Source organism: Streptomyces sp. TAA486 (assembly GCF_000426165.1).
In genome coordinates, this window is record NZ_AUEV01000002.1 from 174162 (window position 1) to 185552 (window position 11391).

An 11391-nucleotide genomic window follows, 5' to 3' on the forward strand; every position below is an offset into this window, starting at 1 on the left:
GGTGAATCCGATGACTGACATGACCGTCGACGACGTGCTCGAGACCGGCACCGTCCAGGTGTCCGACGACATCCGGCTCAGCTACGAGAGACGCGGATCCGGCACGGACATCGTGCTGCTCAACAACTTCTTCGTGGACCGCAAGTCCTGGCGGGCCTACACCGGGGACCTCGCCGCGGCGGCCCGCCTCACCGCCTACGACCTGCGGGGCCAGGGCGAATCGACCCCGCTGGCCGACGAACCGGTGTGGGAGGAGCACATCAGCGACCTCAAGGCGCTCTTCGACGGCCTGGGCATCGAGAAGGCGTTCCTGGTGGGCACGTCCTTCTCGACGCTGCTCTGCCGGGACTTTGCGATCGCCCACCCGGATCGCGTGCACGGGCTGGTGCTTGCCAGTCCGGCGCTGAGCCCGTACGGGCCGCAGCGGCTGCGCCGGCTCACCAAGTCCTGGCTGCACACGCTGGACACCTCGGGCCTGGCCGTCCTGCACGACCAGGTCTACCCGCTGGTCTGCAGCGACCGTGCCGTGGAGGAGGTGGGCACCGCCGGGTTCCTGGGCTACAAGCAGAACTTCCTCGGCATCCACACGGTCGAGTCGCTGCGGGCCGGGCTGCTGGCCTCGACGAAGGCGCCTCTCGACCCGCAGACCCTCACCCAGGTGCGGCAGCCGACACTGCTGTTCGTCGGCGGCGACGACTTCTCGCTGAGCCTCGACGCCACGGAACGGCTGACCAAGCTGCTGCCGGACGCCACCGCGGTCATCGTGCCGCACGGCGGGCACGCGGCCTTCGTCGAGGAGGCCGAGTGGTTCAACCGGGAAGTGCTGGCCTTCGTCCGGCGAGTGGCCGGAACGGATGAGTGAACCTGTTCCGCCCCGGAACGTCTCCACTTGGGCGGGACACGGTGAACGCCGGTCCTGCCGGTCCGCAGCTCTGCGATGAGCTGCTGCTGTCCGGCCCCGTCGGCGCCCTGCGCGTCGTGGTGGAGACCGCTCCGGTCGAGCTGCCCCGTACCGTCGCCGAGCAGCACCGGGCCGGCCGCCGGGCTGCCGCCGCGGCGCTGCGGCGGGCCCGAAGCAGGGTGAGGACCGTGGGCCGGCGGCGCGACGGTGCACCCGAGTTCCCACCGGGCTTCGCCGGCTCCCTCACACACACCGACGACCTCGCCGTGGCAGCGGTGGCAGCAGGCGCACGCGGAGTCGGCGTCGATGTGGAACCGCGCCTCCCCGAACGGCGGTTGAGCCGGTTCCTGCTGAACGACGCGGAGCGTGCCCTGCTGTGGCAGGACGGCGACCGGGCCGGGCTGCGGAAGCTCTTCGCCGCGAAGGAGGCCGCTTTCAAGGCGCTGTCCGACTGCCGCGGCGCGCACGGCGGTCTCTTCTGGCGGGTCCGGCTCGGCCTGTTCGGGGATCAGCTGTGGGCGCGTGCGGGTGACCAGTACGCGCTGGTCCGGGCAGCCGCCGCACCGGACTGCGCCTTCGCCCTGGCAGTCCGTCTCGATGGGCCTCCCCCGGTTGCCAACTCGCCCCGCAAGAAGCGGACTTGGTGTTCGGCGACGCGGAGAGGACCACAGCCGCCGCATCCCCTGTGAGTGGAGAGATCCGCGAGTCATCCGAGTCACCCCCGAGAAGGGACCACCGGACACATGCAAGCCGTTTCCTACACCGCCCAGTGGATGGCCGCCGCCCGCGCGCGGGAAACCGAGCGCGACGACGCGCTGTTCACCGACCCCCTGGCCGAGGCGCTCGCCGAACCCAGGGGCTCCGAGATGATCGAACGCTACGCGGGCGGCGGACTGTTGCCGTTCATCTCCATCCGCACCCGCTTCCTGGACGACGCGATCGGCGACCTGCTGGCGGACGGCTCCATACGGCAGGTGGTACTGATCGCCGCCGGGATGGACACCCGGGCGTTCCGGCTCGAATGGCCCGACGGCACCGACCTGTACGAGGTCGACCACGGCCCGCTCATCGAGGAGAAGCGGCGCCGTCTGGAGGCGCTCGGAGCGAGGCCCGCCGTGCGACGGCACGAGCTGTCCGCCGATCTCACCCAGGAGTGGCTACCCGAGTTGGAGAAGGCCGGGTTCGATCCGTCGCGGCCCACGCTCTGGATCGCCGAGGCACTCACGTTCTTCCTGGCCGAGGAGCAGGCGGCCGGGCTGCTCCGACTGCTGGCCTCCCTCTCCGCTCCCGGCAGCCACATCGCGCTCGACATCCTCGGCAGGGGACTGCTGCGCAACCCCTTCTCCAGGACCTTCCTGGACCGCCTGGCGGCCGACGGCACTCCGTGGGTCTTCGGCACGGACGAGCCCGAGGAATTCCTCGCAGCCAACGGCTGGGACGTCGTGTCCCTCAGGGAGCCGGGACAGCCGGGCGCCGGTGAGGGGCGCTGGCCCTACCAGGTCCAGCCCCGCGACCGCCGGCACGCCAACCGCCTGTGGCTCATCCGCGCCCGCCTGGCGGCGGAGTGACGCGTTCGCGGGCCCCGGGTCAGATCCACTGCCGGCGAGTGGCCTGGACTCCTGCCTCGAACCGGCTGGAGGCTCCGAGCCGTTTCATCAGCTCGCTCACCATCCGCCGCTCCGTGCGGACCCCGATGCCCAGGGCGCGCGCCGCGGCCTCGTCCGTGAGGCCCGTGCCCAGGAGCTGGAGCAGTTTCCGCTCCTGGGGAGTGAGTTGGCAGGACGGAGCGTCGCTCACGTCGACGAGCCGGCTCGTGGACGAGGCGTGTTCCCAGTACGCCTCGAAGAGCGCGCGCATGGCGAGCACCACGGGCTGCCCGGAGAAGAGCAATGCCGAGGTCCCGCTCTGCCCGGGCAGGCCGGCGACCATCGCGGCACTCGTGTCGATGACGAGCAGTTGCAGCGGCAGGGTCGGAGAGGTCCGGACGTCGCCGTTGTTCTCCATCATCCACTGGGCGTGCGTCCGGCCCACACGGTCGTTGGCGATGCTGTCGAGATAGATCGAGCGGAACTTCACGCCCCGGGCCAGCGCCTGCTCGATCAGGGACCGTCCGGTCTGGATCGCGCCCACCCCCGGTCCGCTGCCGGGATGGAAGGCGAGGAACTCGGTCGTGCAGGACTCGGCGAGGGCCTCCAGCCGGATCCGTATCTCGTCGAGGTGGTGCAACTCCTCGACGCGGTCGCCGGCTTCGGACTGGCGGGAGGCGGTGTATTCGGCGTCCAGTGACGCGAGTGCTGCCCGTTCCTGCTCGATGCGCTGCTGACGCCACGTCAACTCGTCCTGCTCACGCCGCAGAAGCATCTTCAGGCCGATCCGGGGGTTCACCGCGCGCAGTGTTCCGGGCGCGTCCCGGGAAGGAGCCAGGAGGGAGAGGTCGGCCAGACGCCGGAGCACTGCCTCCACCTCGTCGGTCTCCAACTCCAGCAGCTCGCTGAGCGTCACCGAGTCCTGCTCCTTGTGGAAGAGGATCGCCCGGTACACCTCGAGGGCCTGCTGGTCGAGCAACGCACCCCTGTCCAATTGCCCCCCTGAGAACCCGTGTCACATGCCGCCGCAGGCCGGTGCCCACACACCCGGTGCCTCCGGCAACGATCTGTTCCGACCGGCCGAAAATCCCCCCGACGCTACCCAGCCGGAGGACCCGGTATCCGCCGCGCCGGTGCGCGGGCCGCACCTGCTGCGCCGCGGGCCCCGTCGCCGGTCACGGCGAGATTGGACCACATGCAGGGCTCCGGCCGGGCGGCCTTCACGATAGTGGACCGCCCGGCGGCGCGGTCCCGCACGGAGTCGGTGCGCGGAACTGCCGCCGCAGAGCGACGAACGGGACGCCTCGGAGCCACATTTCAGGACGGGAACATAGCGGGATCTTCCGTACGGATCGCCTTGTGCAGCTTGCTGCCCGGCAGCTTGTTGCCTGCGGCAGCGTGACCCCAGGAGTGCCCTCCCTTGGGAACATGTCCCCGGTCCGGCCGCGCAGACGTGCTCGGCTCCTGCGCCTGCCGGACGCAGTCCCCCGCTGTGGTACGCGCTCGCATGGGCGCCCGGCCACACGTGGCGCAGTGGTCGCACGTCCGTATGCATTCCGAGAAAGGTCTGCGTTGTGAGATCGCAAGGGCACACCGAACCCCGCTCCGTCCCGCGTTCCCGGTCAGCCGCGGGCCGGCGGGCCCATCTGGCCAGCCTGGACGCCTCGTTGACCGTGATCGCGGCGGACGCCGGATTTCTGCGGCAGTTCGGCGGCACGGCGTCCGAGATCTGCGGCCGGAGCATCTGCGACCTGCTGCGCCTCAGCGCCTCAGCCGCACTCGAAGAGCACTTCAACCGGCTGCTCGACGGCCGCAGTTCGCGCTTCACCGAGCGTGTGGTCGGCGTGTGCGGTCCGCACGCCGGCTTCTCCGCCGGGCTGACGGGCATCGCCGTACACACGGAGGCCACGTCCGTGGCCTGTGCTGTCCTCCTGCGGCCGGACGGCGGTTCGCCGCTCCCCCACACAGAGGACGTCCCCCGCCAGGGCCGGGAGGAGCTGCTGCCGCTGGGTGCCCGGATACTCGAAGGCGTCGCGGGCGGCGCCTCCACCGAGCAGCTCGCGTCCCGTCTCTACCTCAGCAGGCAGGGCGTGGAATACCACGTGGGGCAGATGCTCCGTCAGCTCGAAGTGCCCAACCGTGCCGCCCTCGTGGCCCGCGCCCACTCCAAGGGCATGTTCGCGCCGGGTGTCTGGCCTCCGCGGATTCTTCCGGGGTCCGTCAGGGAGTTCCGCCGGCGCGTACCGGCCACTGCCGCGCAGAGCCCCTTCTGTCCGTAGCGGACCCGGGAATGCGCCAGGTCCCCAACCTGGCGCCCCTGCCCCGTCCCATTGACGTGGACCTCGGCGACCGAAGGCTCAGCGGTCACCGCGCGGGCCCGAGACGAATGTGCCGGTGCTCGGCCGTGAATGCCCGGCCGTGCGGCAGTTCTTGTCCGGCGTTCCACCGTGCACTCCGGTGCCTGAGTCGCGCGCCTGCCCCGGACGGGAGTCCGGTCGGGCGAACCTTCGAGGGAGAAGAACACATGAGCACGCAGACGTTGGATCTCGGCAGAACCAGCGCGGCGGAGACGAGAGAGTCCGTCGCGAATTTCCTGGAGAAGTTCCTCACCGAGAAGAAGGAGAAAGCCGTACTGCCGCAGGCGGAACGACTGCCGGAGATCCTGGCGGAGTTCCTCACGGGAGGAAAGCTCATCCGCCCCCTGCTGACGGTGACCGGATGGGTGGCGGCGGGAGGGGAGAGGGACAGCGAACAGGTCGTGCAGGTCGCCGCGTCGCTGGAGATGTTCCACGCGTTCGCCCTGATCCATGACGACATCATGGATCACAGTGAACTCCGCAGAGGCCGCCCCACCGCTCACCGGCAGCTCTCCGGCGATCAACAGGGCTCCGGTGCCAGGCACTTCGGAGTCGGCGCGGCCATTTTGCTGGGCGATCTCGCTTTCACGTGGTCGGACGAGATCCTGCACCGGGCAGACCTCACTCCGGTTCAGTTCGCATCGGTTTTCCCGGTCATCAGCGAAATGCGGAGCGAGGTGATGCTGGGGCAGTACCTCGACCTGCGGGGCACCGGTAAACCCACGGACGACGTGGAGTCGACGCTGACGGTCAGCCGCTACAAGACCGCCAAGTACACGGTGGAGCGGCCCCTGCACGTAGGAGCCGCGCTTGCGGGCGCGGGGCTCGGGACCATGGACGCCTTCACCGCGTACGCCATTCCGCTGGGTGAGGCATTCCAGCTCCGCGACGATCTGCTCGGTGTCTACGGCGACGCCCGGACAACCGGGAAGTCCCATCTCGACGACCTTCGCGTGGGCAAGAACACCACACTCGTCGCACTCGCCCTCCGTGCGGCCCGCCCCGAACAGGCCGCCCTGCTGCACGAGTTGATCGGAAATCCCTCCCTGGACGAAGGGGGTGCCGAACAGGTGCGGAAGATCTTCGCCGAAACAGGCGCCAAAGACACCGTGGAAGAAATGATCGAGGACCGCTACCGGGAGTCCGTCGAAGCGCTGGATGGTGCGCCGTTCGCCGCTGAGGCGGTTCACGCCCTCCAGGATCTCGCCCGCAATGCCACCAGGAGGACGTCATGACCCCTGACACCGTCACCCGCCGCCCCGCACCGCTCGCGGACGGCGTTTCCCCAGGCACCGGAATGGCGCGGCACCTGCCCGGATGTACGGACAGATTCGCCTCGCTGTTCTCGCAACACGTTGCGCATGAGGCACAGAAGGTGCCGATGTCGGACGCAGAACTGCGCGAGGTCATGGACACCTGCAACCGTGCGGTGGCGCCGCTGGGCAAGGCCGTCTCCGACAAGCGCTGGATCTCGTACATGGACGTGGTCCGGTGGTCCCAATCCGCCCGCCACATCAAGGACATGGAAGCGTTCAAGGCCGTTTGCGTCCTGAACTGCGTCACCTTCGTATGGGACGACATGGATCCCGCACTGCACCAGTTCGATCTCTTTCTGCCCCAGGTGGGCGCGGTGTGCGAACGCTACTACGCACCGCAGGACGCGGCTTTCGCCTATGAGGGGGCGCGCGCGTTCATCACCAGCGACCACATGTTCCGCGATTCGCCCATCAAGAAGACGCTCTGCAGCACCTCCCCCGAGCAGTACTTCCGGTTCCGGGTCACCGACGTCGGCGTGGACTTCTGGATGAAGATGTCCTACCCGGTCTACCGGCACCCGGAGTTCACCGAGCACGCCAAGACGGGGCTCGCCGCACGCATGACCACACGCGGACTGGCGATCGTCAACGACTTCTACTCCTACGAACGCGAGAACGCGCTCGGCCAGATCACCAACTGCTTCGAACTGTGCGACGTGGACGACGACAAGGACTTCGAGCGCTTCTTCGAGGCGCGGCTGAAGGACATGACGGAGGACATCGAATGCGTCAAAGCCTTCGATGACACCACCGCGGACATCCTGCTGGACCTTCTCCGCGGCAACTTCGTGTGGACGACACGTGATCAGCGCTACAAGTCGGCCGTGAACGACGTCAACTCGTTCATCCGATAGGAGCCGATCCGATGCCGAACACGATCTCTCCCCCGGCGGACCGCACCTGGCGGACCGGCAAGGCCCCCGGCGCCCTCCCTCTGCTGGGGCACGTCCTTCCGCTCTGGCGCGACCCGCTGGGCTTCCTGGCCTCACTGCCCGCCCACGGCGACGTCGTCGAGGTCCGCATCGGTCCCGGCCGCGCCTACCTCGTCAACCATCCCGAACTGGTCAGGCACGTACTGCTCCACCCGCGGGTCTTCGACAAGGGCGGGATCTTCGACAAGGCACGGCAACTGCTGGGCAACAGCCTGTCCGTCTCCCGCGGTGAGGAGCACCGGTACCAGCGCCGGCTCGTCCAGCCCGCCTTCCGCCCGGAGAAGATCGCCGAGTACACGCGTGCCGTCGCCGACGACACGAACTCGGCGATCGCCGAGTGGAGTCCGGGCGAGGTACGGAACATCAGCGACGAGATGCACGCACTGCTGATGCGCGTGGCCGCACGGACCCTGTTCTCCACGGGGCTGGACGACGCCACGATCGAAGAAGCCCGGCACTGCCTGCGAACCGTTTCCCTGGGGATATACAAACGGGCCATGGCGCCGCTGGGGGTCATGGAGAAGCTGCCCACTCCCGCGAATCGCGCCTACGACCACGCCAACACCAGGCTGCGGGAAATCGTCGCGACGATGATCGACACCCAGCGGCGTTCCCCCTCCGACCGGCAGGATCTGGTGTCGGCGCTTCTGCGCGCCGAGCATCCCGTGACCGGGGTCAGGCTCACGGACCGCGAACTGCTGGACCAGGTCGTCACGTTCCTGATCGCCGGCAGCGAGACCACGGCCTCGACGCTCGCCTTCGTCTTCCACCTGATGGGGGCCTTCCCCGAGGTCGAGAAGCGGGTGCACGCAGAGATCGACGAGGCCGTCGGAGACCGGGCTCCCGCCTACGAGGACCTGCCCTCACTCCCCTGCACACGCAACGTCATCACCGAGGCGCTGCGCCTCTATCCGCCGTCCTGGATGGCGATGAGAGTGGCCGTCGAGGACGTCGAGCTCGGCGGCCTGCAGGTCCGGTCGGGCGCCATGGTCCTCTACAGCGCCTATGCCATGCACCGCAATCCGGAGCTGTTCCCCTCCCCGGAGGCGTTCGACCCCGGGCGCTGGCAGGCGGACCGGGCCGCGCAGGTGCCCCGCGGCGCCCTGCTGCCGTTCGGCGCCGGCACCCACAAGTGCATCGGCGACGTGCTGGCGCTCACCGAGACAACGCTCATCGTCGCGGCCATAGCGGCGAGTTGGAGGCTGCGCCCGGTGCCCGGAACACGGCTGCGCCCGGAACCGAGGGCGACGCTCGAGGCCGGACCCCTGCCCATGGTGTGCGAACGGCGTTGACCCACCCGCACGCTCTCGCCCCCTACAAATGCCCCACCTCACGTCCCACCGGCTTGATCCCCGTCACCGCCGTATCCGAGGAGAGCTCCCGTGACCCTGTCCCTGCACGACTGCGAAGCCGTCGCCATCGACCCCTCCGGGGCCGACATCCCGGCGGAGGCGGCCCGGCTGCGGGCGCTCGGCGACCTGGTGCCCGTCGAACTGCCCGGCGGGATACGGGTGTGGGCACCGACCCGCCACCACATCCTCAAGTCCTTTCTGACCGACCCGAACGTCAGCAAGGACCCCCGCTTGCACTGGGACGCCTGGCGCAGCGGCTCGCTGCACGAGAACCCCGAGGCCCACTGGATCTACAACTGGGTCGGTGTGGAGAACATGCTGACCGCCTACGGTGACGACCATTCGCGGCTCCGCAAGCTCATCGCACCAGCCTTCACCGCTCGCCGCACCGAAGCCCTGCGGCCAGCCGTCGAGACGATCACCGCCGACCTGCTCGACGCGCTGCGCGCCACACCACCCGGCGAGACGGTGGACCTGCGTGCCCACTACGCCCTGCCCCTTCCGATGCGCGTGATCTGCGATCTCTTCGGCCTCGTCGACGGCGAACGCGCGCAGGTGGCCGCGTTCGTCGAGGTCATGATGGACACCACCACCGCTCCGGAGATCGCCGGGAAGATGCTCGCCAACGCCCGCGAAGCCCTCACCCAGCTGATCGACCGCAAGCGCGCCGAACCCGGCGAAGACCTCACCTCGGCCCTCATCGCCGCCCACGACGGCCAGGACCGTCTGAGCGAGACCGAACTCGTCGACACCCTCATCCTCCTTCTGGCGGCGGGCCACGAGACAACGGTCAACCTGATCGGCAACGCCGTCGTCGCTCTGCTGCGCAGTCCCGATCAGCTCGCGGCCCTGCGCGCCGGTGACGTGCCCTGGAACAACGCCGTGGAGGAGACCCTGCGCTGGGCGCCGTCCATCGCGAATCTGCCCCTGCGGTTCGCGGTGAGCGACATCAGCGTCGGCAGCGTCACCATCCGAGCCGGCGAAGCGATCCTGGCCACCTTCGGCGCCGCCGGCTGGGACCCGGAGTTCCACGGCGCGGACGCCCACCGCTTCGACGTCCGCCGCGCGCCCTCCGAGCATCTGGCGTTCGGGCACGGGGCACATCGCTGCGTCGGTGCTCCACTGGCCCGCGCCGAGGCGAACATCGCGCTTCCGGCCCTCTTCGACGCCTTCCCCGCCATGCGCCTGGCGGAGGAGGAGTTCGAAGCGGTGCCGTCGTTCGTCGCGCACGGCCACCGCACCCTGAAGGTGTTCCTGCGTCCGTAGTACCGCGGGCCCGGCGGGGACGGACGGCGACCGCTACTGCGGCGCCGTCCGCCGCGCGCGGGGGCCCAGACGCGCTTCAGCACGCACTATCCGGTGGGCTGCGAACGGCCCACGCGGCACGGCCAGTTGAGGGTCCGTCCTCGGCACGGCCGGAGGCGGCCCGACCGCCCGGCGCGGATGAGAAGGCGAAGCCCGGGAAGCGTGGGCGAGTACCGGCGGGCGCAGGGTCTTCCGCCCCGTTGCCCGGCGTGATTTCCTGTGGCCCCCCACGCGCCTCACCAGGGCCTCCCCCGGCCATGCCGTCCCCCAGTGCGCGCCGCATGACAGCGCACGCATCGCTCCCGTCGGAGATCGCGTGACTTCTGACCCCGCTCCCGCCGAACCCGTCCCCCCGACGCCGCAGCCCGAGCCTGCCGCCCGTCCCCGCTCCAGAGCCCTTGTCGTCGCCCTGTGCTGCGCGACGATCATCATCGACGGCTACGACCTGATCGTGTACGGCACCGTCGTGCCCAGCCTTCTGGACGGCTCGGCCGAATGGAAACTCTCCGAGGCCGAGACGGGACTCATCGGTGCCTACGCGCTCGTCGGCATGCTCTTCGGCGCCATGATGACGGGCACCGTCACCGACCTCGTCGGCCGCCGGCGCATCATGCTGGGCTGCATCGCCTGGTTCACGGCGGCCATGGGGGTCGCGGCGATCGCTCCGACGCCGGGCTTCTTCGGGTTCGCGCGGTTCCTCGCCGGTCTCGGGCTCGGCGGCGTCGTGCCCACCGCCATCGCACTGACCATCGAGTACGCGCACCCGAGGCACCGCAGCCGCACCAACGGCCTGATGTTCTCGGGCTATTCCGTCGGCGGCATCCTGGCCGCGCTCACGGCGATCGCCGTGATCCCGCAGCTGGGCTGGCGCGCGATGTTCTGGGTCGGCGTCGTGCTGGGCGTCGCACTCCTCCCGGTCGCATGGCGGCTGCTGCCCGAGTCGGCCAGCTTCCTGCTGGCACGGGGCCGCAGGGAAGAGGCCGAGACGCTGGCCCGCCGATACCGTCTGGCCCTGGAGGAGCCGCCCGCCGCCGGGGACGGCGCGCCTCGCGGCCTGTCCACGCTGAAGGCGCTGTTCGTTCCCCGCTACGTGGCCGGAACGCTGCTGTTCTGGCTCGGCACCGGCGTGGGGCTGCTGCTGGTGTACGGACTCAACACATGGCTCGCGCAGATCATGCGGGAGGCCGGCTATCCGCTGGGATCGGCGCTGGCCTTCCTGCTCGTGCTCAACCTCGGTGCCATCATCGGTACACCGCTGTTCGGCGCACTCGCCGACCGCGTCGGCTCCAAGCCCGTCACGCTGGGCATGTTCCTCACCGCCGCGCTGTGCATCTTCCTGCTGAGCTTCGAGCTGCCGAGCTTCCTGCTGTTCGTGCTGGTAGGCATCGCGGGTGCCTGCACGATCGGAACGACGATCCTGGTGAACGCCTACACGGCGAATTTCTATCCGGCCCACATGCGGGCCACCGGTCTCGGCTGGGCACTCGGTGTGGGGCGGCTGGGCGCCATCCTCGGTCCGATCTACGGTGCCTTCATCCTCGCCTCGGGGTGGGGACTCGACGCGAATTTCTACGCGTTCGCGGCTCCCGCCGTGCTGGGAGCGGTCTCCATGCTGCTGATACCCGCGCTGCGCAAGTAGCGC

10 protein-coding genes are annotated in these 11391 nt (G+C 69.6%); 9 read left to right on the plus strand and 1 reads right to left on the minus strand.

Annotated features, from left to right (window positions below; genetic code table 11):
* The first annotated feature begins 10 nt into the window (after nt 1-10).
* Genes I004_RS32255 through I004_RS0104760 form a run of 3 tightly spaced genes read left to right on the plus strand, consistent with a single transcriptional unit; the run spans nt 11 to nt 2469 of the window.
* Nucleotides 11-862: an alpha/beta fold hydrolase gene (locus I004_RS32255; protein ID WP_051344709.1), complete on the plus strand. Its 852-nt coding sequence runs from the start codon at nt 11-13 to the stop codon at nt 860-862.
* A gap of 41 nt (nt 863-903) precedes the next feature.
* The gene (locus I004_RS37410) at nt 904-1590 is read left to right on the plus strand and encodes a 4'-phosphopantetheinyl transferase superfamily protein (RefSeq protein WP_051344710.1); all 687 of its coding nucleotides are present in this window, start codon (nt 904-906) and stop codon (nt 1588-1590) included.
* 54 nt (nt 1591-1644) lie between these two features.
* Nucleotides 1645-2469 (plus strand): SAM-dependent methyltransferase, encoded by an 825-nt coding sequence (locus I004_RS0104760; RefSeq protein WP_028434532.1) that lies wholly within the window; start codon nt 1645-1647, stop codon nt 2467-2469.
* A 19-nt stretch (nt 2470-2488) separates the two neighbouring features.
* Here I004_RS0104760 and I004_RS0104765 read toward each other — a convergent pair whose 3' ends face one another.
* Nucleotides 2489-3481 (minus strand): LuxR C-terminal-related transcriptional regulator, encoded by a 993-nt coding sequence (locus I004_RS0104765; protein ID WP_028434533.1) that lies wholly within the window; start codon nt 3479-3481, stop codon nt 2489-2491.
* 580 nt (nt 3482-4061) lie between these two features.
* On the opposite strand from I004_RS0104765, the gene I004_RS32265 reads away from it, so the two are divergent.
* The 6 genes from I004_RS32265 to I004_RS0104795 all read left to right on the plus strand — a co-directional run bounded on the left by I004_RS32265 (nt 4062) and on the right by I004_RS0104795 (nt 11388).
* Entirely contained in the window at nt 4062-4766 is a 705-nt protein-coding gene (locus I004_RS32265; RefSeq protein WP_486579740.1) for a LuxR C-terminal-related transcriptional regulator, read from the plus strand.
* A 245-nt stretch (nt 4767-5011) separates the two neighbouring features.
* Nucleotides 5012-6079 (plus strand): polyprenyl synthetase family protein, encoded by a 1068-nt coding sequence (locus I004_RS0104775; protein WP_051344711.1) that lies wholly within the window; start codon nt 5012-5014, stop codon nt 6077-6079.
* 146 nt (nt 6080-6225) lie between these two features.
* Nucleotides 6226-7014: a terpene synthase family protein gene (locus I004_RS0104780; RefSeq protein ID WP_486579741.1), complete on the plus strand. Its 789-nt coding sequence runs from the start codon at nt 6226-6228 to the stop codon at nt 7012-7014.
* A gap of 11 nt (nt 7015-7025) precedes the next feature.
* A complete protein-coding gene (locus I004_RS0104785; RefSeq protein WP_028434536.1) occupies nt 7026-8384 on the plus strand; it encodes a cytochrome P450 in 1359 nt (452 codons plus the stop codon).
* 90 nt (nt 8385-8474) lie between these two features.
* Nucleotides 8475-9710, plus strand: a complete 1236-nt coding sequence (locus I004_RS0104790) for a cytochrome P450 family protein (protein WP_486579742.1) — start codon at nt 8475-8477, stop codon at nt 9708-9710.
* Nucleotides 9711-10065: 355 nt separating this feature from the next.
* Nucleotides 10066-11388, plus strand: coding sequence for an MFS transporter (locus tag I004_RS0104795; RefSeq protein WP_078510829.1), 1323 nt, complete (start codon nt 10066-10068; stop codon nt 11386-11388).
* The last annotated feature ends 3 nt before the right edge of the window (nt 11389-11391 follow it).

Excerpts from the sequence above, each read along its gene's own strand:
- I004_RS32255 (WP_051344709.1), top strand. The coding sequence starts at position 11 with ATGACTGACATGACCGTCGACGACGTGCTCGAGACCGGCACCGTCCAG.
- I004_RS0104760 (WP_028434532.1), top strand. The coding sequence starts at position 1,645 with ATGCAAGCCGTTTCCTACACCGCCCAGTGGATGGCCGCCGCCCGCGCG.
- I004_RS0104775 (WP_051344711.1), top strand. The coding sequence starts at position 5,012 with ATGAGCACGCAGACGTTGGATCTCGGCAGAACCAGCGCGGCGGAGACG.
- I004_RS0104780 (WP_486579741.1), top strand. The coding sequence starts at position 6,226 with ATGTCGGACGCAGAACTGCGCGAGGTCATGGACACCTGCAACCGTGCG.
- I004_RS0104785 (WP_028434536.1), top strand. The coding sequence starts at position 7,026 with ATGCCGAACACGATCTCTCCCCCGGCGGACCGCACCTGGCGGACCGGC.